Here is a 25,581-nt window from a genome sequence, read left to right as displayed (position 1 = left end):
CTCAGCCTTGAGCGGCGATGAAGCGCTCCAGGAACGCGACGGCCTCCTCGGGGCCGGTCGACAGGTCGCCGCCGGCCGCCGCACTCACCGTCAGGTAGCCCACCGACTCCTCGTCGGGCTGAAAGGTCCCGCCGATGGAGCCGGTGCTCTCACCCAGGACGGCACGTTCGGCCCCGGCGACCTCGACATCCTCGCGCGTCCCGCTGTCCGCGCTCGCGTCGTACAGCTCGGCGGCGTTCGACTCCGGGGAAGCCTCCACTCGCAGCGTGTCGCTGTCCTCCCCCAGGTAGGAGCACCGGACGTCCCCGTCCACGGTGCCTCCACGGGCCAGCTGCACCTCGCCGACGAGGTCGGTGACGGTCTCGTCATCGGCCAGCAGGCAGCCGGCACCGACGTCGGTGCTGAGCGCGGACTCCTCGTAGTCGTCGGGCACGGCCTCGCCGAGCTCGGTGAGCAGCGCCTCGGTGACGTCTTCCTCCACCCGTACCTCCGGGTCGCTGTTGCCGAGGGAGTCGTTGCGCACCTGCACCACGTGGTCCCCGAACCGCGCGACCGTCGTGACAGACACGACGTCGTCACCCGTCCCCACCGTCGAGCGATAGGCCTCGTCACCGATGTCGACGCGCTCCGGTGCCTGGGAGCCGCCGATCGCCAGCTCCTCGAGTGCGGTGCCGTTGTCGACGACCCTGACACCGAAGCTCACGTCGTACACGTCGCCGATCGTGCAACCGTCGAAGGTCAGGTCCCCGATGATCAGTGTGCTGACCAGCTCGTTGTCACGAGGGTTGACCGACTCCAGCGTCTCCGGGGTGACCAGCGTGCACGGATTCTCCGCCGCAGGCTCGGCCGTGCCCGTGGGCACCGGGTCTGCCGTGGCCTCATCGGCCGTGTCCTCGTCGCCGCCGGTGCAGGCACCGAGCGCGAGCGCCGCGGTCAGCGCCAGCGAGGCGCAGGTGAATCGTCGTGCCATGGTGAGCTCCCCCGGATCAGTGGTCTGCCCAAACACTGGCAGAGGCTCCAGCATCGGCACGCGCCGGGTGTCAGCGGACGCAGGCCAAGGCGGTCAGGTCAATCAGCGGCGAGGAAGGCCTTCGCGACCTCGATGGCGCCCTCGGCATCCGGTTCCGGGTCCCTGAGGTCGGGAGCCTGGACGCTCAGCCTGGCGATCGACTCCTGGTCCGGCTGGACGACGACCGCGACCTCCAGGTCATTCTCGATGAGCGCGGCTGCAGCGACCCCCTCGACCTCGATCTCCTCTGCGTCCTGGCCCGCCGTCTCTGCCCGGAAGGGCTCGTCGACGTCCGTCGTGTCGGACATGGTGAACTCCAGCCTGGTGAAGTCTGCCGCGAGGTAGTTGCATCGGAGGGTGTCGTCGCCCACGGCGCTGCGGGCGAGCTGGACCTCTCCCACGAGGTCGAGGATCGACGGGTCGTCGGCGGGCAGGCAGGCCTCGTCCACGGACGTCGTGAGGGCTTCCTGCTCGTAGTCGTCAGGAACAGCCTCACCGAGAGCGACCAGCAGCGCCTTGGTGTCCTCCTGGCTGACGTGATCTGCTTCGTCATCGTTGCCGAGGGAGGAGTTCTCGACCCGCACGACGTGATCTGCGAACCGCACCACGTAGTTCACCTCGACCACCTCCCCGTCGTACTGCATGACGGAACGGAAGCCTTCGTCGCCGAGGTCGACCTCTTCCGCAGGCTCGGTGCCCGCGGGCACCAGCTCGGAGAGCTCCTTGCCGTCGTCGGCGATCCGCACACCGAAGCTCACGTCATAGACACCGCCGATCGTGCAACCGTCATACGTCAGGTCGCCGAGGAGCAGCCTGCTCACCGGTTCGGCGTCGCGAGGGTTGACCCGGTCCAGGAGGTCTTGAGGCACGAGCTCGCACGCGTTCGTGGCAGCGGTTTCGCCACTCTCGGTCGGGGTGGGCTCGGACTCGGGTTCGGCGTTCTCAGCCTCCGTGCAGGCCGTCAGCACGAGCGCAGTGACGGCGAGGACGGAGCTGAGCCTGATGAGTCGCGACATGGTTCCCCCTGTGGTGCGGACGTTCCCGAGCCTAGATCAGCGACGTGGAGGGTGGGTACGGGGCGATCCGGACCGCCCCGACTCAGTGCGCGCAGGCGGGTGCGTCGACCACCGGGAGGGGCGACGGTGCGCCGACGGACGGCATGCCGAGCCCGACGCTGCGGACCTTGGTCGTGCCCTGCCCGGACTCCCAGGCGTCGCCGGCGGCGGTGCGTCGCACCGAGACGGGAGCCTCGTCGCTCACGAGGTGGTGAGGCGCGGCGTGGGTGACCACGACCTGCACCATGTCGCCCGGTCGGACGTCGTGGTCGCCGGGCACGAAGTGCACCAGGCGGTGGTCCCGCGCACGGCCGGTGAGCCGCTTGGTCTCGTGGTCCTTGCGGCCCCCGGCGGCCTTGTGGTCGGAGACGAGCAGCTCGACGGTGCGTCCCTCCAGACGTCGGTTCTCCGTCCAGGCGACCTCCTCGACCAGGGCGGCCAGTCGCAGGTAGCGCTCCTGCACGACCGCCTTGGGCAGCTGCTCGGGCAGGTCCGCCGCCGGAGTGCCCGGACGCGCCGAGTACTGGAACGTGTAGGCGCTGCTGAACCGCGCCTCCCGGACGACCTCGAGCGTCTGCTCGAAGTCCTCCTCCGTCTCCCCCGGGAACCCGACGATGATGTCGGTGGTGATGGCCGCCTCCGGCATCGCGTCGCGGACACGCTCGAGAATCCCCAGGTACTTCTCGCGGCGGTAGGAGCGACGCATCGCCTTGAGCACCCGGTCGGACCCGGACTGCAGCGGCATGTGCAGCTGCGGCATGACGTTCGGGGTCTCGGCCATCGCGGCGATGACGTCGTCGGTGAAGTCCTTGGGGTGCGGGCTGGTGAACCGCACGCGCTCCAGGCCCTCGATCTGACCGCACGCCCGAAGCAGCTTGCCGAAGGCCAGCCGATCACCGAACTCCACGCCGTAGGAGTTGACGTTCTGCCCCAGCAACGTCACCTCCACCACGCCGTCGGCGACGAGTGCCTCGACCTCCGCGAGCACGTCGCCGGGGCGGCGGTCCCGCTCCTTGCCCCGCAGGCTCGGCACGATGCAGAAGGTGCACGTGTTGTTGCACCCGACGCTGATGGAGACCCACGCGGCGAAGACCGAGTCGCGCTTGGTGGGCAGGGTCGAGGGGAAGACCTCCAAGGACTCCAGGATCTCCACCTGGGACTCCTCGGCCACCCGGGCCCGCTCCAGCAGGACCGGCAGGGAGCCGATGTTGTGGGTCCCGAAGACGACGTCGACCCATGGCGCGCGCTCGGTGATCGTGGCTCGGTCCTTCTGCGCGAGGCAGCCACCCACCGCCACCTGCATGCCGGGGTTCTTCTCCTTCAGGTGTGCTGCGTGGCCCAGGTTCCCGTACAGCTTGTTGTCCGCGTTCTCGCGCACCGCACACGTGTTGAAGACGAGGAGGTCGGGAACGCCGCGGGCGCCGCCGTCCTCACCGCGGGAGTGTGCGGCGTACCCAGCAGTCTCCAGCAACCCGCTCAGCCGCTCGGAGTCGTGCACGTTCATCTGGCAGCCGTAGGTACGGACTTCATAGGTCTTGGTCATGACGCCCCGATCGTACGTGGCGACTCGCGCGGGGGCGAGGTCTGCCGGGCCCACTCAGCCGGTGGACGCCGTGAGCTCCAGGGCGATGTTGTCGGGGTCGCGGAACTCCAGGATCGCGATGCCGGCGTCCCCCAGGTCCTTGACCCCGTCGTGCGCGACCCCGAGGCCGTCCAGCACCTGCGCAGCAGAGTGCAAGGCGTCGAGGTCGGGCACCGAGAAGCTCACGTGGTCCAGCCCGGCACGGTCCTCGTCGAAGCGGTCCTCGCCGGGTGCCACGGGGCGCAGGCCGAGCAGTCCGCCCCCGAAGCTGTAGATCACGCCGCCGAAGAGGAAGGACAACGCCTCCCTGGTCTGCTCGTCAGGGTCCTCCGGCAGCTCGAAGGCGACGTCGAAGCCGAAGACGGCGTCGTAGAAGCGCCGGGAGGCCTCGATGTCGCTCACGGTGAGACGGACGTGGCTGAAGTCGTTCACGGTGACGGGCATGCGCTCGACGATGCCACGCCGCGCGTCGCCTCGCAGACCAACCAGGACGGCCGTCCCTGCCCGGTCGAGAGCGCCTCACTCCGTCTCGGCGAGGATCTCCTCCATCCGCGAGATCTCCGCCTGCTGGTCCGAGGAGATGCCGCCGGCGAGCTCGTTCAGCTGCTGCTCGGAGCCGTCGCGGAGCACGTCCGCCGCCATGTCGACGGCGCCCTGGTGGTGGCGGATCATCAGCTGCAGGAACAGTGCGTCGAAGTCCGAGCCACGCGCCTGCGCCAGTGCCCGCATCTGCGTCTCGGTGGCCATGCCCGCCATCTGGTGCTCCCCGTCGTCAGGAGCGTCCTCGCCGGTGCCGGCGTGGTCGTGCTCCATGGGAATGTCTCCGGCGTCGATCTGCTCGCGGGTGGGCGCCTCGTGCCCGAGGTCGTCGAGCCAACCGGCCATGAACACGATCTCCGGCTTCTGCGCGCCGTTGATCCGGTCGGCCAGGATCTTCACCCGCTCGCTGCCGCCCGCGGAGGGCGCGAGCTCGCTCATCTCCAGCGCCTGCGCGTGGTGCGGGATCATCATCTGCGAGAACCGGACGTCGGCGTCGTTGGCCTCGGCGGGCTCGACGACGGGTGACTCGTCCAGCTCCTCGACCGGGTCACCGGGGCGGTCCGGCTGCAGCACGGTCCCGTCGACGCTCGGCCGGGACTGCGCGTCGTCACCACCGCTGCACCCCGCGAGCAGAAGGCCGACGGCCACGGCCGCGGCCGACAGGACTCGGCACATCGATCGCCTCACGTGACCACCTCTCCCCTCGATCCCGGGGCCGCCGACATCGGGTGTCACTTCGATGACGTCTGCCATGCCCCCTTGTCGCGGGGCCCCCGGTCGGGTCAGGATAAGGGCCTTCGGGGGAAGGACACCACCATGGTGCACACTGCACGCCCACGAGCCGCCCGAGCGGCTCTTCTCACAGCAGCCGCGGGACTCGTCGCGGCCGGCCTCGTCGCTCCGCTGCAGGCGGTCGCGGACGAGAAGCCATCGGAGCCGGACCCGTGCGAGGGGGCGGTCACCCTGTCCGAGGCCGACCGCCTCGCGGGGAACTGCCTGCCCGGCAACGACGTCGCTCGCCTCCTGCAGCGGGGCGCGGGCCCCACGCTCGACGTCGGGGAGGAGGACAGCAGCGAGAACGTGGAGTTCCTCGCGAACATCCCCAAGCAGGGAGCCTTCGCGCCGGAGGACGCCCTGGGCAGCGACCTCGCCTTCCAGGGCAAGTACGCGTTCGCCGGCAACTACAACGGCTTCACGATCTACGACATCAGTCGACCCACCAAGCCGAAGGTCGTCTCCCAGGTCGTGTGCCCCGGCGCCCAGAACGACATCTCGGTCTACGACGACCTCCTCGTCCTGAGCACCGACTCCTCCCGCAGCGACGACTCCTGCCAGAGCTCGGGCCAGTCGGCCACCATCAAGGACTCCTGGGAGGGCGTCAAGGTCTTCGACATCTCCGACCCCCGCAAGCCGGAGTACGTCTCCGCCGTCGAGACGCCGTGCGGCTCGCACACCCACACGCTCGCACCCGGACCGGAGCGCAAGCCCGGCAAGAGCGAGGGCAAGGGGCGGGGCAAGGGCCCGAAGGGCAAGGTCCAGGACCTCTACGTCTACGTCTCCTCCTACTCCCCCGACGCCAGCTTCCCGGACTGCCAGCCTCCGCTGGACACGGTCAGCGTGGTCAAGGTGCCGCTGAAGAAGCCCGAGAATGCCGAGATGACGGCCCAGCCCGTCCTGTTCCCCGACGGGGGCAACCCCGGCGGCAACGGGTCCTCGCAGACCACCGGCTGCCACGACCTGACGGCCTACCCCGAGAAGGACCTGATGGCCGGCGCCTGCATGGGTGACGGCATCGTCATGGACATCAGCGACCGGGAGCAGCCCGAGGTCACCGAACGCGTCCGCGACACCGAGAACTTCGCGTTCTGGCACTCCGCCACGTTCAACAACGACGCCAGCACCATCGTCTTCACCGACGAGCTCGGCGGCGGCGGTGCACCGACGTGCAACGAGGAGACGGGGGAGACCAAGGGTGCCAACGGCATCTACGACCTCGCCAAGGACGGCTCGCTGGAGTTCCAGAGCTACTACAAGATTCCGCGAGCCCAGTCCAACACCGAGAACTGCGTCGCCCACAACGGCTCCCTCGTCCCGGTGGAGGGCAAGGACATCATGGTCCAGGCCTGGTACCAGGGCGGTTGGTCGATGTTCGACTTCACCGACTCCGCCAACCCCAAGGAGATCGCCTGGTTCGACCGCGGCCCCATCTCCGACGAGCGCCTGGTCGTGGGAGGGGCATGGTCGACGTACTACTACAACGGCCACATCTACTCCAACGAGATCCAGCGCGGCTTCGACGTCTTCCGCGTCGACGACCGACGGCTCGAGGGAGCCGATCGGGTGCGGTTCAAGGAGCTGAACCCGCAGAGCCAGCCGAGGTTCCCCGAGCGCCGCGGCGGGGGCAGGGACTGAGCACCAGCTGGACGCCGACGGCGGCCCGGGGCCTCGGGGCCCGGGCCGCCGTCCGTCCGGACCCGGTGACGTTCTGGTTACGGGCTTGCCTGCGGACCCGGCGGGACCGATAGGTTGCCGTCCATGGCTGACACACCCATGGTGGCGATGCGGGGCGTGCAGAAGCACTTCGGAGCCCTGCATGTGCTGCAAGACATCGACCTCGAGGTCGGGCGCGGCGAGGTCGTCGTCGTCATCGGCCCCTCAGGCTCGGGCAAGTCCACCCTGTGCCGCACGATCAATCGGCTCGAGACCGTGGACGAGGGTGACATCAGCGTCGACGGCACTCCCCTGCCCGACGAGGGCAAGGCCCTGGCCCAGCTGCGCGCCGACGTCGGCATGGTGTTCCAGTCCTTCAACCTCTTCGCGCACAAGACCGTCCTGGAGAACGTCACCCTGGGTCCGGTCAAGGTGCGCGGGCAGAAGAAGGCCGACGCCGACAAGCGCGCCATGGAGCTGCTGGAGCGCGTCGGTGTGCAGAACCAGGCCCAGAAGCTTCCCGCGCAGCTGTCCGGCGGACAGCAGCAGCGCGTCGCCATCGCGCGGTCCCTCGCGATGGACCCCAAGGTCATGCTCTTCGACGAGCCCACCTCCGCGCTGGACCCGGAGATGATCAAGGAGGTCCTGGACACGATGGTCGACCTCGCCCAGGGCGGGATGACCATGGTGGTCGTCACGCACGAGATGGGCTTCGCCCGGACGGCCGCGGACCGTGTCCTGTTCATGTCCGAGGGCGCCATCGTGGAGGAGAACACTCCCGAGGAGTTCTTCACCAACCCACAGACCGACCGCGCCAAGGACTTCCTCGGCAAGATCCTCAAGCACTGATCCGACCGCACCACCACGACAGGAGAACGACCATGAAGTTCCGCACCGGGTACACGAAGGCGCGATGGGTCGCCCTCGCGGCCGCCACGCTTCTCGTCGCATCAGCATGTGGCGATGCAGGTTCCGACGACAGCGAGACCGGCGAGTACGAGGTCGCCGAGAGCCCGGAGTTCGAGGAGGGCAGCCGCATGGCCGAGCTCGCCGACCAGGGCTCGATCAAGATCGGCGTCAAGTACGACCAGCCCGGCATCGGGTTCCGCGGAGCCGGCCAGGACGCCCCCACCGGCATCGACCCCGAGCTCGGCAAGATCATCGCCGGCCAGCTCGGCATCGGACCCGATGACATCGAGTGGGTCGAGACGATCTCCGACAACCGTGAGCCCTTCCTGGAGAACGGCACCGTCGACCTCGTGATCGCCTCCTACTCCATCACCGACGAACGACTGGAGATCGTGGGCCAGGCCGGTCCGTACTACGTCACCGGCCAGAGCCTGATGGTCGCGGCCGACGACGACAGCATCAACGGGCCGGACGACCTGGAGGGCAAGACGGTCTGCTCGGTGCGGGGCTCCACCTCCATCGACACCGTCGAGCAGGAGTACGGCGCCGAGCCGGCCGGTTTCGACACCTACTCCGAGTGCAACGACCAGCTGATCAACGGCTCGGTCGACGCCGTCACCACCGACGGAGCGATCCTGCTCGGCTACGCCGCCGAGAACCCCGATGAGCTGAAGGTCGTGGGTGAGCCGTTCTCCGAGGAGCGCTACGGAGTGGGCTACAGCCCGGACGCCCCGGAGATGTGCGAGTTCCTCAACGAGACGATCCAGTCCTCCTTCGACGACGGTGACTTCGAGACCGCCTTCGACCTCACCCTGGGCAAGTCCGGCAACGAGATGCCCGAGGAGCCGGCGCTGGATCCCTGCGCAGCCTGATCGACCCAGCCTGATCGACCCAGCCTGATCGACCCAGCCTCGGGCCGGGTCCGTCCGACGGACCCGGCCCGAGACCCCTGAGACCAGCGAAGGAGGTGGACCGTGGACGCCCTGATCGAGAACTTCGACCTGATCCTGGACGGGTTCTGGCAGACCCTGAAGCTGCTGTTCACCTCCGGGGCGCTGGCCCTCGTGCTCGGCACGCTCGTCGGCATCGCCCGGGTCAGCCCGGTGTCGGTGCTGCGCGGGACCGCGGTCGCCTGGGTGACGGTCTTTCGCAACACCCCGCTGCTGATCCTGCTCTTCTTCACCTACTACGCGCTGCCGCCGATCGGCATCGACTTCGGGTTCTTCATCATGGTGACGATGGCCATGGGGCTGTACACGTCCGCCTTCGTCGCCGAGGCCATCCGCTCGGGCATCAACGGGGTCGGGGTCGGCCAGGCCGAGGCGGCACGCTCGATCGGCATGCCGTTCACGCTGACGATGTCGCAGGTCGTCCTGCCCCAGGCCCTGCGCATCGTCGTGCCGCCGATGGCCAGCGTGTTCATCGCCCTGACGAAGAACACCTCGCTCGCCGCCGGGTTCGGCATCGCCGAGGCGACCTTCCGGCTGAGCGGCGGCCTGCGGGACTTCCCGGGTGACCGCTGGTTCCTCTTCGGCGGCATCGCCCTCGGCTACATCATCATCGTCGAGACCATCTCGGTCGGCGCCAACCAGCTCGAACGACGATGGGCGGTGACCTGATGAGCGCTGTGCTCTTCGACGTCCCCGGGCCCCGCGCGGCCCGGCGACACATGATCATCGGCGCGATCTGGATCACCGTGCTCGTCGCGACGGCCGCCCTGGTGGTCTGGAAGCTCTACACCGAGGACCAGTTCACCGCTGCGCAGTGGGAGCCCTTCGTCACGCCCGATCTCGTCCTCATCCTGCTGGAGGGTCTGGGGTGGACCATCCTGGCGGCGGTGCTGGCGATCATCCCCGCCGTCGTGTTCGGGCTGCTGTTCGGCGTCGGCAAGCTCTCGGACCACGCCGCGCTGCGCTGGCCCTCGTGGCTGGTCGTGGAGTTCTTCCGCGCCGTCCCGCTGCTGATGCTGATCATCTTCATCTGGAGCGTCCGCGGCTTCTCCCAGGGCGATCTGTTCGCCCTCGTGCTCGGCCTCGTGCTGTACAACGGCTCGGTCCTCGCGGAGATCGTCCGGGCCGGCATCAACGCCGTGCCCAAGGGGCAGGCCGAGGCCGCCTACTCCATCGGCATGCGCAAGACGCAGGTGATGTCCATCGTCCAGCTGCCGCAGGCCATCAAGATCATGCTCCCGTCCATCGTCAGCCAGTGCGTCGTGGCGCTGAAGGACACCAGCTTGGGGTTCTACGTCCTCGCCCCGGGGCTGACGTACGCCGGCAGGGAGCTGTGGCGGACGTTCAACAACTACCTGGCCGTCGCCATCGTGCTGGGCCTGATCTACATCATATTGAACCTGCTGCTGACCGCCCTGGCGAACCACCTCCAGCGTCGCTACAGCAGCTCCGGAGCGGGCGAGGTCACGATCGTCGCCGGTGAGGTGCAGGCGAAGGCCTGAGGTCGATCAGCGCGGCGTCACCCACAGGTGGATGGTGCCCTCGACGGTGACGGTCCCGTCGGGCAGCGCTGCCTGCACGGTCACCGGGACGTCGGGACCGCCCTCCCAGTCCTGCGGCGTCGACGTGGCGGTGCACGTCAGCGGCCCGTCGGACTTGGCGACGTAGCGCACCTCCATGCCCTTGGGCAGCCAGCGCGAGTCCTCGGGACAGGTGGCCTCGGCGAGGAGGCCCATCGCCGCCTCCAGGCCGTTGCAGGCGGCGATGGCATGGACCGTGCCGATGTGGTTCAGCACGCTGCGCCGCTTGGGGATCGTGACCTCACCGCGGTGCGGGGCCATGTCCTGCACCATCATGTGGATGGAGCCGAAGTACGGCGCCTTCCTGCCGTAGGCCAGGGAGAAGAGCCGCCTGCCCTGGGGCAGCGCGGACATGGTCGTGTACATGGAGTAGGTCGAGGCCATGGCGCCACTGTAGGACCGTGACAGTGCCACTGTCGCGATGTGTGACGCGTCCCGCACCCCCGGAGGACGTCGCAGTGTCGCGCCACGCCACACATCTTCCTACTTGGAACCGTACGATGTGTGCATGAGCGCCGGCCTGTCGATGACGTCCTATGCCCTGCTCGGACTTCTCGCGCTCGACTCCCGGACTCGTGAGCACGGCCTCACCGGCTACGAGCTCAAGCAACGCGCCGATCGCACCCTGCGCTTCTACTGGGTCTCTCCCGCGATGAGCCAGATCTACACCGAGCTGGACCGCCTGGCCGTCCAGGACTTCGTGGACACCGCCGATGCCACCGAGGGCCGCCGGCGGGCCCGCCGGTTCACCATCAACGACGCCGGCCACGCCGCCCTCCTGGACTGGCTCGCCACTCCCCCGGACGACCCCCTCCCGATCCTGAAGCACCCGGTGGCACTGCGCCTGATGCTCGGCGCCATGACCTCACCGGAGTCCGTGGTGGGCGTCCTCGACGACTACCTCGAGAAGCTCGCGACTCGCCGCAGCGAGCTCCAGGAGGTGCGAGACGTCCTCGCCGACCAGCAGGAGCTGCGGTACCCGGCCCGGGTGGCCGACTGGGGCCTGGCGTACTTCGACTCCGAGCACGACATCACCGAGCGGCTCCGGGGCGACATCGACGAGCGCGGCTGACCCGCTCAGGCGGAGTCCAGTGGCTCGGCCATGGCGGAGAGCTCCTCGCGCACCACGTCCATGACCATCGAGGACGGATAGCCCTTGCGGGCAAGCATCCCCATGAGCCGCCGCATCCGGACCGTGTCGTCCAAGCCGCCCATCCCGCGCAGCTTCTTGCGCACGAGCCGCTGCGCGGCCGCCCGCTCGTCCTCGGGGTCGAGGTCGGCGAGCACGTCCCGGGCGAGATCGTCGGCGATGCCCTTGCGCCGCAGCTCCATGGCGAGCACCGCACGCGCGGTTCCCTTGCTCCGTTGACGCGATTCCACCCAGGCTCGGGCGAAGCTCGCGTCGTCGATGAGCCCCACCTCCTCGAAGCGATCGAGCAGGGCCTCTCCCACGTCTGCGGGGACGTTCTTGCGTGCCAGCACCTCGGCGAGCTCGAAGCGGCTGCGGGGACGCTCGGTGAGCCGGCGCAGCAGGATCGTCCGGGCGACCGACTCGGCGTCGCCCTCGTCCACCTGCGGCCCGGCACCCCCGCCGGAGTCCTGCGGCGGGGGTCCCGTGGGGGCCATCAGAACTCGGTGGCGGGCAGGTCCCCGCCCTCGGCGAAGCCGTCGTCGGCCGGCTCGTCGACCACCGGTCCGACGCCCAGCTGCTCCTTGATGCGCTTCTCCAGCTCCTCGGCGAGGTCCGGGTTGTCCTTGAGGAACTGCCGCGCGTTCTCCTTGCCCTGGCCGAGCTGGTCGCCCTCGTAGGTGTACCAGGCACCGGCCTTGCGCACCAGGCCCGTCTCGACGCCGACATCGATCAGGCTGCCCTCGAGGCTGATGCCCTGGCCGTACATGATGTCGAACTCGGCCTGCTTGAACGGCGGGGCCATCTTGTTCTTGACGACCTTGACGCGGGTGCGGTTGCCGACCATGTCGGTGCCGTCCTTGAGCGTCTCGATGCGTCGCACGTCAAGACGGACCGAGGCGTAGAACTTCAGGGCCTTGCCGCCCGTGGTGGTCTCGGGCGAGCCGAACATGACGCCGATCTTCTCGCGCAGCTGGTTGATGAAGACGGTCGTGGTGCCGGAGCCGTTGATGGCACCGGTCATCTTGCGCAGGGCCTGGCTCATGAGGCGGGCCTGCAGGCCGACGTGGCTGTCGCCCATCTCGCCGTCGATCTCGGCGCGGGGCACGAGCGCGGCGACGGAGTCGATCACCAGGATGTCCAGCGCGCCGGAGCGGATCAGCATGTCGGCGATCTCCAGCGCCTGCTCACCGGAGTCGGGCTGGGAGATCAGCAGGGCGTCGGTGTCGACGCCCAGGGCGCGGGCATAGTCCGGGTCGAGCGCGTGCTCGGCATCGATGAAGGCCGCGACGCCGCCGGCCTTCTGGGCGTTGGCCACCGCGTGCAGCGCCACGGTGGTCTTGCCCGAGGACTCCGGACCGTAGATCTCCACGATCCGGCCACGCGGCAGACCGCCGATGCCGAGCGCGACGTCCAGCGCGGCGGCACCGGTGGGGATGATGTTCACGGGGACACGACCACGCTCACCCAGGCGCATGACCGCGCCCTTGCCGTGGGAGCGGTCGATCTGGGCGATCGCGTTGTCGATGGCCTTGGTGCGCTGATCGACGTCGACGGCCGTGACGGGGGCCAAGGGGGTCTTGGGGGGCATGGGGTGATCCGTTTCTCCTGGTGGGTGGCCGGTCATCTTCGACGCTACGAGGTCCCGCAGACATTCCCGGGCCTCATCGACCCGCCTGTGGATCCGACCTCGTGGGCGTCAGACCTGTGGACAGATTAGCCCGAACACCTGTTCGAGCCGTGGTGCGACACGCCGAGCCTTCCGTCACGCCCCACGCACGGCGACGGGCGCGACCGAGTCGTTCGGTCGCGCCCGTCGGCGTCGCGGCATCGGGGCCACCGGCCCCGTCACCGATCAGTCGCCGGAGGTGGTGTTCACCGTGATCTGCGCGATGCCCACGAGGAGGTCCTCGGTCACCGCGTCGGTGTCGAACGTGTCGTTCAGCAGCTCGGCGGCCACCGGGGAGACGTACACCTCGGTCCCCTCCAGGACCGCGGTGTCACCCTCGGCCTCCAGCGGGTTCAGCGTGTTGCCGTTGAGCGCGAAGAGGTAGGCGCTCTCCACCGCGGTCTCGCCGTTGACCGAGACGTCTCCGTAGACGCGCGAGGCGCCGGGGTCGACGTTGAGGTTGGTCAGCTCGACCGTGGTGTCGCCCGCCGTCAGGCTCAGGCCGGAGTCGACGTGCTGGATCTGTCCGATCACGTACGGCGAGACCTCGCCGGGCTCGAAGACGGTGACGTTTCCGCCGGTGATCGGGAACCGCAGGGCTCCATCGATCAGGTCGGCGCCGCCGACCACGCCGGGCTCCAGGCCGAGCGACTCCAGCGCGTCGGCGAATCCGGCATCCAGGGTGATCTGGGTGGCGTCGCCGGTCAGGGAGTCTATGGCCGCGACGGGCTCGGGAGCGCCCTCGGCGCTCTGCTCCGAGCTCTCGCTCGAGGCGGAGGCGGAGTCGGAGCCCTCGTCGGACTCTGACGAGCAGGCGGCCAGGGGAAAGGCGACCAGGGCGGCCATCGAGATTCCGGCGGCGAGCCTGCGATGCTTGGGGAGAATGGTGCTCATGTGATCCACATCCTTCGATGTGTCGGGTGACGTGCTGTCACCACCCATTCGGCACGGACACCGAGAACGATTGGTCCAGGAGTGCTCAGCGCTCGGAGGCGGGCAGCTCGAGCCGCGCGTGCACGGCGCGCCAGACCTGCTTGGGCGCCACACCGAGCTCCAGGGCCTCCTGGGGCGTGCGGCCCTCGAGCTCGGCCATGACCTGGGTGTCCGCCCACACGCGCGCGTAGGCCTCCCCCAGGTGGGCGTCCATCCGTTCCCAGAACTCGCTGTGCCTCATCGTCGCCAGCATGACACGCCGAGGCCCACGCCCACCGGGCACACTTGACCCTGACGCGGCGTGAGGCCCGATGGTGGTCCGCAGACCGAAGGAGAGGCTCGGAGATGAGATCCACGACAGGCGAGACGACGCACACCGTCGGCGCCCTGGCCAGGCTGGCCGGCGTCACGGTGCGCACGTTGCACCACTACGGGGACGTCGGGCTGCTCTCGCCCAGCGGGCGCAGCGATGCCGGCTACCGGCTCTACGGCCCCGACGACGTGCAGCGTCTGACACGGATCCTCTACTACCGCGACCTCGGCTTCGGTCTCGACGAGATCGCCGTCCTCCTGGACGGCGACACCGACACCGCCGCGCATCTGCGGACCCAGCACGAGCTCCTCACCGAGAGGCTGCATCGTGTGCAGTCCATGGTCGCGGCGGTCGAACGAGAGATGGAGGCACACATGTCAGGAGTGAGACTGACCGCGCAGGAGCAGCTCGAGGTCTTCGGCGAGGCCTGGGACCCGAGCTACCAGGACGAGGCCGAGCAGCGCTGGGGCGACACCGAGGCCTGGGCGCAGTCGCAGGAGCGCACCGCGCGCTACACCAAGCAGGACTGGATCGAGGTCAAGGCCGAGACCGACGCGGTGAACGCGCGCTTCGTCGAGGCCTTCGACCAGGGTGTCGAGCCGGGGTCTGCACGGGCCGACGGGCTCGCGGAGGAGCACCGGGCCACGTTGAACCGCTTCTACGACGCGAACCACGAGCTGCACCGTCAGGTGGCGTCGCTCTACACCGACGACGAGCGCTTCGCGGCGACCTACGAGGCCCTGGCGCCCGGCCTGGCCGCCTGGGTGCGCGCCGTGGTGGAGGCGAACGCGAACCAACAGCGCTGATCAGGCAGGGGTCGTCGGGCCGAACGGCCCGACGGCCCCGTGCCTCAGGCCGCGGAGACCTCGACGTCGCCGGGGGCAATCGAGGAGACGCTCGCGAGGTCGGTTGCCTCCTCGATGGCCAGCAGCGTGCTGACGTCGAGCAGGACCTCCGAGAGCGGCACCTCCAGGGCGGTGGTCAGTGCTGCGAGGAGCTCGGAGCTGGGCTCCTTCTGGCCCCGCTCGACCTCGGAGATGTAGCCCAGGCTCACTCGTGCCCGGCCGGAGACGTCACGCAGGGTCAGGCCCTGGGCGAGACGGCGGGCGCGCAGGACCTCACCGACGAGCTGTCGCATCGTGTTCATCGCGCACCTCCGGTCTGGACTCAAGGACGTCAACGACGTCGGCCCTGCGTTTCTTCCCCCAGCCTAGCGACCACGAACGACAACGCGGCAGCCACCGTCTGCTCGCGGATGCTCCTGCGGTCGCCGGTGAGCTCGAGCGCCCGCACGTCGGTCCCCCTGGCGTCGGCCAGGGCGACGTAGACCGTGCCGACCGCCTTGCCCTCGCTCGGCTCCGGGCCGGCCACGCCGGTGGTCGAGACGGCGAGCGTCGCGCCGGGCACGACCGCCAGGGCGCCTGAGGCCATCTGCCGCGCCGTCTCGGGATCGACCGTGCCCTGCTGGGTCACCACCTCGGTGTCCACGCCCAGCAGCCCGGTCTTCACCTCTGCGGCATAGGCGACGACTCCCCCGGCCACGACGTCGGAGGCTCCGGGCACGTCCACGAGGGTCGCGCACAACAGGCCACCGGTGAGGGACTCGGCGGTCGCGACCCGATGGCCACCGTCCCGCAGCGCCTGCACCACCCTGCCGGCCAGCGCGGTCATGAGGCCACAGCAGTCATGAGCCCTGCGTCTGCTCCGCCCGCAGCCGGCGCGCATCGGCCACGTACTGCACGGCGGTGACCACGGTGATGGCGAACGCCACCGCGAAGGTCGCGTGCGTCGCGGCCCGCATGATGGTGCTGAACGTGCCCTCCCAGAGCTCGAAGGGCAGGACGTACCCACCGATCGCGAGCGCCTGCATCGTCGTCTTGATCCGTCCGCCCTGGCTCGCCGGCATGACGCCGTACTTCTTGACGACGAAGCGCATCAGCGTGATGCCCCACTCGCGCACCAGGATGATGACGACGGCCGTGGTGAACCACCACGACTCGAAGATGATGGCCAGCCCCACGAACGCCATGCCGGTCAACGCCTTGTCGGCGATCGGGTCGGCCAGCTTGCCGAAGTTCGTGACCAGGTTGCGGCTGCGGGCGAGGTCACCGTCGATGCGGTCGGTGATCATCAGCAGCCCGAAGGCGATGAACGCCCAGACACGCATCTCGATGCTGTCGCCGCCCTGGGTGAGCAGCAACCACCCGAACACCGGCACGCCCACGATGCGCAGCACCGTGAGCGCGTTGGCGATGTTGAGGTTGGGAGGGGACTCGGCCGGCTGCATGGGGCCCTTTCGGCGTGGACGGGGGACGTTTCAGTATGCGGCAGCCGCCTGGCGACGCGCCAGCTGGACCTCCGCCTCCCCCACCGAGGCCGTCGTGGCGAAGCCGACGGGCGCCCGGTGGATCCGCGACCCGTCGGGGCTCACCACCTTGATGCACGGGTCGTGCCGGCCGACGCGGGGCTCGACGTGGATCGCGGCCATCTCCCGCCACAACAGGCCGACCCACTGGCGTCCCACGCGCAGGCGGATCCCGTGGGCGTCGGCGACGAAGAGTGGGGTCCGGACGTCCAGCAGGCCCGGCAGGGAGATGAGGAACAGCAGCGCGAAGAACCCGCACCCGGCCCACAGCACCGGCTCGCGCTCGGACCAGGCGAGCCAGCCGAAGCCGCCGGCGATGGCCAACGGCACGAGCACCGCCGCGACGTACAGACCGACCCGGCGGCGGACCTCGAAGGGCTCCTCGACCACGACGTCCTCGGCGCGTGGCTGCGCCGCTGCCTCGCGGGTCATCCGACCTGGATGGACGCCAGCACGTCCTCGAGGTCGTCGGGCTTGATGAGCACGTCGCGCGCCTTGGAGCCCTCGCTGGGACCGACCACGCCGCGGCTCTCCATGATGTCCATCAGGCGGCCGGCCTTGGCGAAGCCGACGCGCAGCTTGCGCTGCAGCATCGACGTGGAGCCGAACTGCGTCGTGACCACCAGCTCGACGGCTTGCAGCACGAGGTCCATGTCGTCGCCGATGTCCTCGTCGATCTCGCGCGAGGCCTGCTGCGGAGCCGTGACGTCCTCCCGGTAGCTGGGCTGCAGCTGGGCCTTGCAGTGCGCCACCACCTCGGCGATCTCGGACTCGTTGATCCACGCGCCCTGCATGCGCATCGACTTGTTGGCGCCCATCGGCAGGAACAGGCCGTCGCCCTGGCCCACGAGCTTCTCGGCTCCGGGCTGGTCCAGGATCACGCGGCTGTCGGCGAGCGAGCTGGTGGCGAAGGCCAACCGGCTGGGGACGTTGGCCTTGATGAGGCCGGTCACGACGTCGACGCTGGGCCGCTGGGTGGCCAGGACGAGGTGGATGCCGGCGGCGCGCGCCAGCTGCGTGATGCGCACGATGGAGTCCTCGACGTCGCGAGGCGCGACCATCATGAGGTCGGCCAGCTCGTCCACGACCACCAGCAGGTACGGGTACGGTGCGAGCTCGCGCTCGCTGCCCGGCGGCACGGTGACCTTGCCGGCGCGCACGGCCTTGTTGAAGTCGTCGATGTGGCGGAACCCGAAGGTGGAGAGGTCGTCGTAGCGCAGGTCCATCTCGCGCACGACCCACTGCAGCGCCTCGGCAGCCTTCTTGGGGTTGGTGATGATCGGCGTGATCAGGTGCGGGACGCCCTCGTAGGCCGTCAGCTCCACCCGCTTGGGGTCGACCATGATCATGCGGACCTCGTCGGGGGTGGCGCGCATGAGCAGCGAGGCGATCATCGAGTTCACGAAGCTGGACTTGCCCGATCCCGTGGCGCCGGCCACCAGCAGGTGCGGCATCTTGGCGAGGTTCGCCACCACGAAGCCGCCCTCGACGTCCTTGCCGAGCCCGACGATCATCGGGTGGTGGTCGCCGCGTGCCTTGCCCGAGCGCAGGACGTCGCCGAGGGAGACCATCTCCTTGTCGACGTTCGGGATCTCGACACCGATCGCGGACTTGCCGGGGATGGGGCTCAGGATGCGCACCTCGTTGGAGGCGACGGCGTAGGAGATGTTCTTGCTGAGCGCGGTGACCTTCTCGACCTTGACCGCCGGGCCGAGCTCGACCTCGTAGCGGGTCACCGTCGGACCGCGGGTGTAGCCCGTGACGGTGGCGTCGATCTGGAACTGCTCCAGCACCTCGGTGAGGCGCTCCACCACGGCGTCGGAGGCCTCCGAGCGCGCCTTGTGCGGGCTGCCCTCGCGCAGCACGGTGCTGTCGGGAAGCGTGTAGACGACGTCGCCGGACAGCGCCAGCTGCTCGGCACGGACCGGCAGCGGCTCCATCGGTGGTGCGACGACCACCTCGTCGGACGTCTCGGTGGCAACCGGCTCGACGACCGGCTCGGCCTTGGGGCGTCGCTTGGGTGAGGCGTCGACCGGCTCCACGTCCTCGGGGCCGTCGACCAGCGGGTTCTCATAGGGCAGGTCGGCGCCGGTGCGGGGGTGCCGCTTGCGCGCTGCGGGCTTCTCCTGCACCTCGGCGTCCGCGTCGGGCTTGTCGCGGCCGAGCGCGCGGTCGCGCGCCTCGGCGAACCGGGTCGGGACGGCGTGCAGCGGCGTGCCGGTGACCACGAGCAGGCCGAACAGCACCACGAGCACCAGCAGCGGGACGACGACGTAGCCCGTCTTCAGCAGGTCGATCGGGACGGCGGAGAACAGGAACCCCAGTGCACCGCCGGCCTCGCGGACGGCCGCCATGTCGTCGGGACGCGGCACGCCGTGCGAGAGGTGCACGAGTCCGAGGACCCCACCGCAGATGGCGGCCCAGCCGATGAGCTGACGCCCGGCCGGTCCGTTGCGGTCGGGATGGCGCAGCGTGCGCCAGGCGACCACCAGCAGCACGAGCGGCACCGCCCAGGCCAGGACCCCGACGGTGCCCGTCGTGGCCGTGCGCACCCCGTCGCCCACGGCTCCGGGGACCTGCCACCACACCGAGGCCGCGGCAACGATGGCGATGGCGACGAGGCCGAAGCCCACCCCGTCACGTCGCTGGTCGGGGTCGAGGTCGGCCGCTGAGTGCCCGATGCTGCGCGCGACGGCGCCCACGGCACCGGCCAGGCCCAGCCAGAAGGCCGTGGAGGCACGCAGGATGCCGCCGCCGAGGGTGGCCAGCGGGCCAGGGCCGGACGGACGGCGTGCGGGCTTGCGCTTGGTGCTCGACGAGCTGCGGGAGGCAGGCCGCTTCTTCTTGGCCTGGCTGCCGGACGGCCGCTTGCGCGGCGGGGAAGACGTTCGGGTCGCCATGGCCGAAAGCCTAAAGCACAGGTCGAGGTTGACACTGTTCCCACGCCCGCTGGACGGGGCGTTTCCCCGCCCGCACCGTCGCCGGCACCACAGGCACGAGCGTCACAGGGAGGGTGCGCCGACGCCGAGCGCCTGGTGGAAGCGCGCGACCACCAGAGCGGCGATCCGCGGGTCCGGCGGACCGCCGTCCAGCAACGGAGCCGTGACGAGGTCCGCCCCGCAGTGCCGGAGCATGTCGGCGAAGCGGCCGGGTGTGAGCAGGTAGGACGCCACCACGACCCGGCCCCCGTGGGTCCGGGCGAAGTCCACGGCGTCGGTCAGCGGGGTCTCCCGCCCCCCGATGGCACCGATGTGGACCGGGCCTCCCCACACGGCACTGACCAGACGGGCCGCGCGGGTGTAGCCGTCGATCGACGACTCGTGCTGCCCACCGGCGACTCCGAGGACGATCGTGTCCTCCTTGCGGGCGCCGGCCTCGATGAGCCGCTGCACGCAGATCTCGGCGAGGCTCCAGTCCGGGCCCAGCGAGGCGGCGACCTGCAGGCTGGGATCGCTGCGGCGGGCCACGGCGAGGGCCGCTGACACGTCCGTCCCTTCCGTGAGCGTGAGCGGCACGGCGACGCGGACCGGCAGCTCGAGGTCGTCCGGAGTCAGCATCTCCACCGGGGTGTCCCGCACGTCGACCGACGGCGCGTCGCGCCGCACGGCGTTGACGAGCGCACCGAGCGCGGCTCGTTGCACCGGATCGGCGCTCCCGGAGGAGCATGCGAAGAGGACCTCACCTGTCGAGCGTGCCGCCACGTCCTCATCCCCTGCCCTCGGACGGCGGACGCGGCCGACGAGTTCCGTGCGCAACATCCCTCGCCGACCGCGGCCGGTGTCCCACCAGGTTCGGCCCCGCGCCGAACATGACTCGAGACTAGGAAGGCGTTGTTTCGGGGTGGGCAAGGTCAGGTTTCCACCGCGTAACGGTTGGGCCACGTCCGCGTCGAGGTCGGGACCCTCGGGTCGGGCTCAGGCCTGCAGCACGATGGGGATGATCATCGGGCGGCGACGCAGCTTGCGACCCGCCCACGACCCGACCACCCGCCGGACGACCTGCTGCAGCGCCTTGGTGTCGTGCGTCCCGTCGGCCAGCGCCTGTTCCAGGGCCTCGGCCAGACGCGGCTTCACCTCGTCGAAGGCGGAGTCGTCCTCGGCCAGGCCGCGGGCGTGCACCTCCGGGCCGGTGATGATCTTGCCGGTGGTGGAGTCGATCACCGTGACGATGGAGATGAAGCCCTCGTCGCGCAGGATGCGGCGGTCCTTGAGCTCGGAGTCGGTGATCTCACCGACCGAGGAGCCGTCGACGTAGACGTAGCCGCAGTCGACGGCGCCGACGATCGAGGCGTGCCCCTCGTGCAGGTCGATGACGTAGCCGTCCTCGGCGAGCAGGACGTTGGGGACGCCGGTCTGCGTCGCGAGGGCACCGTTGGCGTGCAGGTGACGGATCTCGCCGTGGACCGGCAGGACGTTCGTGGGCTGGACGATGTTGTAGCAGTAGAGCAGCTCGCCGGCCGAGGCGTGACCCGAGACGTGCACGAGCGCGTTGCCCTTGTGCACCACCCGTGCGCCGAGCTTGGTGAGCCCGTCGATCACACGGTAGATGGCGTTCTCGTTGCCCGGGATCAGCGAGGAGGCCATCAGCACGGTGTCGCCGGGCTGCAGGCTCACCTGCTGGTGGCTGTTGTTGGCCATGCGTGACAGGGCCGCCATCGGCTCACCCTGGGAGCCGGTGGACATCAGCACCATCTTGTTCGGCGGTGCGGCGTCGATCTTGTCCACGACGACACCGTCGGGGACGTGCAGGTAACCCAGCTCGCGGGCGATCTGCATGTTGCGGACCATCGAGCGGCCGACGTACGCGACCTTGCGCCCGTGCTTGGCAGCGGCGTCGATGACCTGCTGCACGCGGTGGATGTGCGAGGCGAACGAGGCCACGATGATGCGCTGGTTGCTCGTGGCGAAGACGGCGTCGATGGCCGGGGTGATGCTGCGCTCGGGCACCGTGAAGCCGGGGACCTCGGCGTTGGTGGAGTCGGTGAGGAAGAGGTCGACCCCGGCCTCTCCGAGACGGGCGAACGCCCGCAGGTCGGTGATCCGGTCGTCGAGCGGCAGCTGGTCCATCTTGAAGTCGCCGGTGTGCAGCGCGACGCCGGCGGGGGTGGTGATCGCCACGGCGAGGGCGTCGGGGATGGAGTGGTTGACGGCCACGAACTCGCACGAGAACGGGCCGAGGTCCAGCACGTCTCCCTCGGACACCTCGTGCTTGGGAGCGTCCTTGAGCCGGTGCTCCTTCAGCTTGGGCGCCACGAAGGCCAGCGTGAGCTTCGACCCGATGATGGGGATGTTCCCGCGCTCGCGCAGCAGGAACGGCACGCCGCCGATGTGGTCCTCGTGGCCGTGGGTGAGCACGATGCCGACGACGTCGTCCATGCGGTCACGGATGGGCCCGAAGTCCGGGAGGATCAGGTCGACGCCGGGATGGTTCTCCTCGGGGAAGAGCACCCCGCAGTCGACGATCAGGAGCTTGCCGCCGAACTCGAAGACGGTCATGTTGCGACCGATCTCGCCGAGCCCGCCGAGCGGGATGACGCGCAGGGCGTCGGGGGCGAGCGGCCCGGGGGCGGACAGCTCTGTGTGCATGTGGCTCATCCGCGCTCTCCCTGCGGCTCGAGAAGGTCGGAGCGGCCGCGTCGCGCGGCGCAGCCGGGGTGCATGTGGCTCATGGAGTGCCTCAGTTCGTGAGAAGTCCCGCGGACACCAACGCGTCGCGCACGATCGCGACCTCGTCGTCGGTGGCCTCGGGAAGGGGAGCACGGGTGGTGCGGTGGTCGAGGACCCCCAGCAGCTGCAGTGCAGCCTTGGACGTGATCGCACCTTGCGTGTGGGTCATGATCGCGCGGACGACCGGCAGCAGCCGATCGTTCAGCCCTCGCGCGGTGGGCAGGTCGCCCGCGTCGATTGCGGCGACCATGTCGACGTACTGCCGGGTGGCGACGTGGCTGACGACGCTCACGATGCCGCTGGCGCCCAGCGTCAACCAGGCGAAGTTCATGGCGTCGTCGCCGGAGTAGAGCTTGATGCCGGTCTCGCGCATCAACCAGGCGCCACGCTCCAGGTCACCGACGGCGTCCTTGACTGCGAGGACGAGCGGGTCCTGCACGAGCTCGGCGTACGTCGACTCCTCGATCTGCACGGCCGTGCGACCGGGGATGTCGTAGAACATGATCGGCAGGTCCTCGCCCGCCCGGCTCACCTGCCGCACGTGCGCGACGATGCCGGACTGCGGGGGCTTGCTGTAGTACGGCGTGACGAGGAGCAGCCCGTGGGCGCCGGCCTTGCGGGCCTGCTCGGCCAGCTCGACGCTGTGCCGCGTGTCGTTGGTGCCGACCCCGGCGATGACCGTCGCCCGGTCGCCGACCGCCTCCACGACCGCGGCCAGGAGCCGGCCGTCCTCCTGCACCGTCGTGGTGGGCGACTCCCCCGTCGTGCCACTGATGGCGAGACCGTCGTTGCCGGCCTCCACGAGGTGCGTGGCCACCCGCTGTGCCGCGTCGAGGTCGAGCTCGCCGTCGGCGGTGAACGGGGTGACCATGGCGGTCAGGACCCGGCCGAACGGCGCGGCCTCTGTAGCGAGCGGGGACGTCATGGTCCGAGGCTATCGCGAGCACCGTCACCCCGGCGGTGCAGGATGGGCGCATGTCCGACTCCTGCACGCCCGACGGGGAGCTCGATCGAGCCGTTGCCACGACCATCGGCACCGACGGCCTGCGTCACCTCGAGCTGACCGCCGACTGGAACACCCCGAACGGCACTGCCAACGGCGGCTACGTCCTGGCCGTCCTGCTGCGGGCCGCGCTGGACCACGCCACCACGGCCGCACCGGCCCATCCGGACCCGTTGACGGTCTCGGTGAGCTACTTCAGGCCGCCCGTGCCCGGGCCGGCGTCGGTGCAGATCCGCACGCTGCGCACCGGACGGCGGCTCTCGGTGCACGAGGCCACGCTGGAGCAGGACGACCGGCCGGTGTCCCACGCCGTCATCACCCTGCACGACTGGGATGCCGCCGGCGACGTGCAGCACACGCCCCACGCCGCCCCCGTGCTGCCCGCTCCCGAGGACTGCCTGGACCTGGCGACTCGCATCCCCCACGGCACCGTCCCCATCATCGAGCGCTACGAGACGCGCGCCGCCACGCTGCCCGGCTGGATGCAGGGAGAGCCGTCGGGAGTGCCCGAGGCCGCCGTCTGGGTGCGGCCTCGGGACGGCCGACGCGTGGATGCCCTGGCCGCTGCCGCGATCGTGGACGGGTACCCACCGGTCACCACCGAGATCGGGCACATCGCCTCGGCCACCGTGCAGATCACCGTCCACCTGCGGCGCCGCCCCGACACCCGCTGGGCCCTGCTGCACGTCACGACGCGGCACGTCGTCGACGGCTACCACGACGAGGACGTCGAGCTGTGGGACGAGCAGGGCAACCTCGTCGCGCAGTCCCGTCAGCTGGCGATCCTGCAGTAGGCGTGCAGCTCACGGGGCGCCACGGCCGGGATCGGGCGACTACAGTCCACGGCATCCGATCCGCATCGACACCGGGAGACCCCATGGACCTGTTCGAGATCGACACCACCCAACGACTGTCCCGCGAGCAGGCCGCCGCCAAGCTGCACGCCCTGGCCGACGCGCTGGCCCGTCACAACTCGGTCGAGCTCGAGCGCGACGGTCGCCGACTCACCGTCAGCATTCCCGACCAGGTCGACCTCAAGGTCGAGGTCGAGCTCGGTGACGAGAACGAGCTGGAGATCGAGCTCACCTGGTGAGTCGCGGTCCCCGGGCGGTGCTCGGCCGGCGGTCGTAGGTGGCGATGTCGTAGCCGTCGTGAGCCTCGCGGGCCACCTCGGACCAGGCCGACCAGTCGAGCTCGGGGAACCACGCGTCGCCGTCGACCGTCTGCTGCACGTGGGTGATGACCATGCGATCGACCAGACCCTCCGCCAGTGCCTGGGAGTAGACCTGGGCGCCGCCGATCAGGAACGCCTCGTCGTCGTGGTCCGATGCCAGGGTCAGCGCGTCGGTCAACGAGTGGGCGACCTCGAGACCGTCGGCGTGCCACTGCGGGTCACGCGTCAGCACGATCGACGTGCGCCCCGGCAGCGGTCGGCCGATCGACTCGTACGTGGAACGGCCCATGACGATCGGGTGACCCGTCGTCAGCTCCTTGAACTGGCGCTGGTCGCCGGTGCGCGGCCAGGGCATGTCGCCGTCGCGACCGATGACGCCGTTGGCGCCGACCGCGACCACGAGCGTCACCGTCATACGGCGATCGGGGCCTTGATCCCCGGGTGCGGGTCGTAGCCGGTGATCTTGATCGAGTCGAGCGTGAAGGCGTCGATGTCGGTGATCGACGGGTCCAGCCAGAGCTCCGGAAGGGGCCGCGGCTCGCGGGTCAGCTGCTGGCGCGCCTGGTCCAGGTGGTTGGAGTACAGGTGCGCGTCACCCAGGGTGTGCACGAAGTCACCGACCTCCAGCCCGGTCACCTGGGCGACCATGTGGGTCAGCAGCGCGTAGGAGGCGATGTTGAACGGAACGCCGAGGAAGACGTCCGCGGAGCGCTGGTAGAGCTGGCAGGAGAGCCGACCGGGGCCGTCGGCCTGGGGAGCGACGTAGAACTGGAAGAGCGCGTGGCACGGCGCGAGCGCCATCGCGTCGAGGTCGGCCACGTTCCACGCGCTCACGACGTGACGACGCGAGTCCGGATCGGCCTTGAGCGCCTCCACGACGCCCGCGAGCTGGTCGATGGTCTCGCCCGAGGGCGTGGGCCAGGATCGCCACTGGTGGCCGTAGACCGGGCCGAGGTCTCCGTTCTGGTCGGCCCACTCGTCCCAGATCGAGACGCCGTTCTCACGCAGGTAGGCGGTGTTGGTGTCCCCCGCGACGAACCACAGCAGCTCGGCGACGACGGACGGGAGGTGCACCTTCTTGGTGGTGACGACCGGGAAGCCCTCGCGCAGGTCGAAGCGCATCTGGTGCCCGAAGACGCTGCGGGTCCCGGTGCCGGTGCGGTCGGGCTTCTCGATGCCCTCGTCGAGGATCCGCTGGACGAGATCGAGGTACGCGCGCATGACGGGAGACTACCAACGGCCGGTGACCGATCAGCGACGCCGAGCCGGCTGCC

The 25,581-nt window shown here is 69.8% G+C and carries 29 protein-coding genes; 9 read left to right on the top strand and 20 right to left on the bottom strand.

Annotated elements, in window-relative coordinates; translation table 11 throughout:
* Window position 1: 1 nt before the first annotated feature.
* The 5 genes from ACHAAC_RS15510 to ACHAAC_RS15490 all read right to left on the bottom strand — a co-directional run bounded on the left by ACHAAC_RS15510 (window position 2) and on the right by ACHAAC_RS15490 (window position 4,861).
* Window positions 2–970: a hypothetical protein gene (locus ACHAAC_RS15510; protein WP_435717210.1), complete on the bottom strand. Its 969-nt coding sequence runs from the start codon at window positions 968–970 to the stop codon at window positions 2–4.
* Window positions 971–1,068: 98 nt separating this feature from the next.
* Window positions 1,069–2,025 (bottom strand): hypothetical protein, encoded by a 957-nt coding sequence (locus ACHAAC_RS15505; protein ID WP_435717209.1) that lies wholly within the window; start codon window positions 2,023–2,025, stop codon window positions 1,069–1,071.
* An 82-nt stretch (window positions 2,026–2,107) separates the two neighbouring features.
* Window positions 2,108–3,607, bottom strand: a complete 1,500-nt coding sequence (miaB, locus tag ACHAAC_RS15500; protein ID WP_435717208.1) for a tRNA (N6-isopentenyl adenosine(37)-C2)-methylthiotransferase MiaB — start codon at window positions 3,605–3,607, stop codon at window positions 2,108–2,110.
* A 54-nt stretch (window positions 3,608–3,661) separates the two neighbouring features.
* Window positions 3,662–4,090: a VOC family protein gene (locus ACHAAC_RS15495; RefSeq protein WP_435717207.1), complete on the bottom strand. Its 429-nt coding sequence runs from the start codon at window positions 4,088–4,090 to the stop codon at window positions 3,662–3,664.
* A gap of 75 nt (window positions 4,091–4,165) precedes the next feature.
* Window positions 4,166–4,861 (bottom strand): DUF305 domain-containing protein, encoded by a 696-nt coding sequence (locus ACHAAC_RS15490; RefSeq protein ID WP_435717206.1) that lies wholly within the window; start codon window positions 4,859–4,861, stop codon window positions 4,166–4,168.
* Window positions 4,862–5,002: 141 nt separating this feature from the next.
* On the opposite strand from ACHAAC_RS15490, the gene ACHAAC_RS15485 reads away from it, so the two are divergent.
* From ACHAAC_RS15485 to ACHAAC_RS15465, 5 genes are all read left to right on the top strand, one after another.
* Complete coding sequence (locus tag ACHAAC_RS15485; RefSeq protein WP_435717205.1) at window positions 5,003–6,598, top strand: LVIVD repeat-containing protein; 1,596 nt, start codon at window positions 5,003–5,005, stop codon at window positions 6,596–6,598.
* 138 nt (window positions 6,599–6,736) lie between these two features.
* Window positions 6,737–7,465: an amino acid ABC transporter ATP-binding protein gene (locus ACHAAC_RS15480; RefSeq protein WP_435717250.1), complete on the top strand. Its 729-nt coding sequence runs from the start codon at window positions 6,737–6,739 to the stop codon at window positions 7,463–7,465.
* Between the two features lie 32 nt (window positions 7,466–7,497).
* Complete coding sequence (locus tag ACHAAC_RS15475; protein ID WP_435717204.1) at window positions 7,498–8,397, top strand: glutamate ABC transporter substrate-binding protein; 900 nt, start codon at window positions 7,498–7,500, stop codon at window positions 8,395–8,397.
* Window positions 8,398–8,499: 102 nt separating this feature from the next.
* Window positions 8,500–9,144, top strand: coding sequence for an amino acid ABC transporter permease (locus tag ACHAAC_RS15470; protein WP_435717203.1), 645 nt, complete (start codon window positions 8,500–8,502; stop codon window positions 9,142–9,144).
* Window positions 9,144–9,977 carry an amino acid ABC transporter permease gene (locus tag ACHAAC_RS15465; protein WP_435717202.1) on the top strand — a complete coding sequence of 278 codons (834 nt, stop codon included), beginning with the start codon at window positions 9,144–9,146 and terminating at the stop codon, window positions 9,975–9,977. The genes ACHAAC_RS15470 and ACHAAC_RS15465 overlap by 1 nt, the downstream gene beginning before the upstream one ends.
* A gap of 6 nt (window positions 9,978–9,983) precedes the next feature.
* On the opposite strand, the gene ACHAAC_RS15460 is transcribed toward ACHAAC_RS15465, so the two are convergent.
* The gene (locus tag ACHAAC_RS15460) at window positions 9,984–10,439 is read right to left on the bottom strand and encodes a hotdog fold domain-containing protein (protein ID WP_435717201.1); all 456 of its coding nucleotides are present in this window, start codon (window positions 10,437–10,439) and stop codon (window positions 9,984–9,986) included.
* 124 nt (window positions 10,440–10,563) lie between these two features.
* Between ACHAAC_RS15460 and ACHAAC_RS15455 the strand changes: the two genes are divergently transcribed.
* Window positions 10,564–11,127 carry a PadR family transcriptional regulator gene (locus tag ACHAAC_RS15455; protein ID WP_435717200.1) on the top strand — a complete coding sequence of 188 codons (564 nt, stop codon included), beginning with the start codon at window positions 10,564–10,566 and terminating at the stop codon, window positions 11,125–11,127.
* Window positions 11,128–11,132: 5 nt separating this feature from the next.
* On the opposite strand, the gene ACHAAC_RS15450 is transcribed toward ACHAAC_RS15455, so the two are convergent.
* The 4 genes from ACHAAC_RS15450 to ACHAAC_RS15435 all read right to left on the bottom strand — a co-directional run bounded on the left by ACHAAC_RS15450 (window position 11,133) and on the right by ACHAAC_RS15435 (window position 14,027).
* The gene (locus ACHAAC_RS15450; protein WP_435717199.1) at window positions 11,133–11,681 is read right to left on the bottom strand and encodes a regulatory protein RecX; all 549 of its coding nucleotides are present in this window, start codon (window positions 11,679–11,681) and stop codon (window positions 11,133–11,135) included.
* Window positions 11,681–12,775, bottom strand: a complete 1,095-nt coding sequence (gene recA, locus ACHAAC_RS15445; RefSeq protein ID WP_435717198.1) for a recombinase RecA — start codon at window positions 12,773–12,775, stop codon at window positions 11,681–11,683. Before recA ends, ACHAAC_RS15450 begins: the two co-directional genes overlap by 1 nt.
* Window positions 12,776–13,039: 264 nt before the next feature.
* Complete coding sequence (locus ACHAAC_RS15440; RefSeq protein WP_435717197.1) at window positions 13,040–13,747, bottom strand: hypothetical protein; 708 nt, start codon at window positions 13,745–13,747, stop codon at window positions 13,040–13,042.
* Window positions 13,748–13,832: 85 nt separating this feature from the next.
* The gene (locus ACHAAC_RS15435) at window positions 13,833–14,027 is read right to left on the bottom strand and encodes a DUF3046 domain-containing protein (RefSeq protein ID WP_435717196.1); all 195 of its coding nucleotides are present in this window, start codon (window positions 14,025–14,027) and stop codon (window positions 13,833–13,835) included.
* Between the two features lie 104 nt (window positions 14,028–14,131).
* Between ACHAAC_RS15435 and ACHAAC_RS15430 the strand changes: the two genes are divergently transcribed.
* The gene (locus ACHAAC_RS15430) at window positions 14,132–14,905 is read left to right on the top strand and encodes a MerR family transcriptional regulator (RefSeq protein ID WP_435717195.1); all 774 of its coding nucleotides are present in this window, start codon (window positions 14,132–14,134) and stop codon (window positions 14,903–14,905) included.
* 44 nt (window positions 14,906–14,949) lie between these two features.
* Here ACHAAC_RS15430 and ACHAAC_RS15425 read toward each other — a convergent pair whose 3' ends face one another.
* The 8 genes from ACHAAC_RS15425 to dapA form a co-directional block, all read right to left on the bottom strand.
* The gene (locus ACHAAC_RS15425) at window positions 14,950–15,246 is read right to left on the bottom strand and encodes a helix-turn-helix domain-containing protein (protein WP_435717194.1); all 297 of its coding nucleotides are present in this window, start codon (window positions 15,244–15,246) and stop codon (window positions 14,950–14,952) included.
* Between the two features lie 29 nt (window positions 15,247–15,275).
* Window positions 15,276–15,770 (bottom strand): CinA family protein, encoded by a 495-nt coding sequence (locus ACHAAC_RS15420; RefSeq protein WP_435717193.1) that lies wholly within the window; start codon window positions 15,768–15,770, stop codon window positions 15,276–15,278.
* Between the two features lie 13 nt (window positions 15,771–15,783).
* On the bottom strand, window positions 15,784–16,386 hold the full coding sequence (gene pgsA / locus ACHAAC_RS15415; RefSeq protein WP_435717192.1) for a CDP-diacylglycerol--glycerol-3-phosphate 3-phosphatidyltransferase: 603 nt from the start codon (window positions 16,384–16,386) through the stop codon (window positions 15,784–15,786).
* A 30-nt stretch (window positions 16,387–16,416) separates the two neighbouring features.
* Window positions 16,417–16,896 (bottom strand): hypothetical protein, encoded by a 480-nt coding sequence (locus ACHAAC_RS15410; protein ID WP_435717191.1) that lies wholly within the window; start codon window positions 16,894–16,896, stop codon window positions 16,417–16,419.
* Window positions 16,893–19,364, bottom strand: coding sequence for a DNA translocase FtsK 4TM domain-containing protein (locus ACHAAC_RS15405; RefSeq protein ID WP_435717190.1), 2,472 nt, complete (start codon window positions 19,362–19,364; stop codon window positions 16,893–16,895). The genes ACHAAC_RS15410 and ACHAAC_RS15405 overlap by 4 nt, the downstream gene beginning before the upstream one ends.
* A 102-nt stretch (window positions 19,365–19,466) precedes the next feature.
* On the bottom strand, window positions 19,467–20,165 hold the full coding sequence (locus tag ACHAAC_RS15400) for a sirohydrochlorin chelatase (protein ID WP_435717189.1): 699 nt from the start codon (window positions 20,163–20,165) through the stop codon (window positions 19,467–19,469).
* 213 nt (window positions 20,166–20,378) lie between these two features.
* Window positions 20,379–22,058 carry a ribonuclease J gene (locus tag ACHAAC_RS15395; protein ID WP_435717188.1) on the bottom strand — a complete coding sequence of 560 codons (1,680 nt, stop codon included), beginning with the start codon at window positions 22,056–22,058 and terminating at the stop codon, window positions 20,379–20,381.
* Between the two features lie 82 nt (window positions 22,059–22,140).
* Window positions 22,141–23,055 (bottom strand): 4-hydroxy-tetrahydrodipicolinate synthase, encoded by a 915-nt coding sequence (dapA, locus tag ACHAAC_RS15390; RefSeq protein WP_435717187.1) that lies wholly within the window; start codon window positions 23,053–23,055, stop codon window positions 22,141–22,143.
* Between the two features lie 50 nt (window positions 23,056–23,105).
* Between dapA and ACHAAC_RS15385 the strand changes: the two genes are divergently transcribed.
* Both ACHAAC_RS15385 and ACHAAC_RS15380 read left to right on the top strand, forming a co-directional pair.
* Window positions 23,106–23,927, top strand: a complete 822-nt coding sequence (locus ACHAAC_RS15385; protein WP_435717186.1) for a thioesterase family protein — start codon at window positions 23,106–23,108, stop codon at window positions 23,925–23,927.
* Between the two features lie 83 nt (window positions 23,928–24,010).
* On the top strand, window positions 24,011–24,226 hold the full coding sequence (locus tag ACHAAC_RS15380; RefSeq protein WP_435717185.1) for an amphi-Trp domain-containing protein: 216 nt from the start codon (window positions 24,011–24,013) through the stop codon (window positions 24,224–24,226).
* Here the strand turns inward: ACHAAC_RS15380 and ACHAAC_RS15375 are convergent.
* Both ACHAAC_RS15375 and ACHAAC_RS15370 read right to left on the bottom strand, forming a co-directional pair.
* Window positions 24,216–24,722, bottom strand: coding sequence for a dihydrofolate reductase (locus tag ACHAAC_RS15375; protein ID WP_435717184.1), 507 nt, complete (start codon window positions 24,720–24,722; stop codon window positions 24,216–24,218). The two genes, ACHAAC_RS15380 and ACHAAC_RS15375, sit on opposite strands and share 11 nt — an antisense overlap.
* Complete coding sequence (locus ACHAAC_RS15370; RefSeq protein WP_435717183.1) at window positions 24,719–25,528, bottom strand: thymidylate synthase; 810 nt, start codon at window positions 25,526–25,528, stop codon at window positions 24,719–24,721. Before ACHAAC_RS15370 ends, ACHAAC_RS15375 begins: the two co-directional genes overlap by 4 nt.
* Window positions 25,529–25,581 lie beyond the last annotated feature (53 nt).

It is taken from the genome of Aeromicrobium sp. CF4.19, from assembly GCF_051262555.1.
Taxonomy (GTDB): Bacteria; Actinomycetota; Actinomycetes; order Propionibacteriales; family Nocardioidaceae; genus Aeromicrobium.
This window is presented reverse-complemented; position numbering and strand designations above follow the sequence as displayed.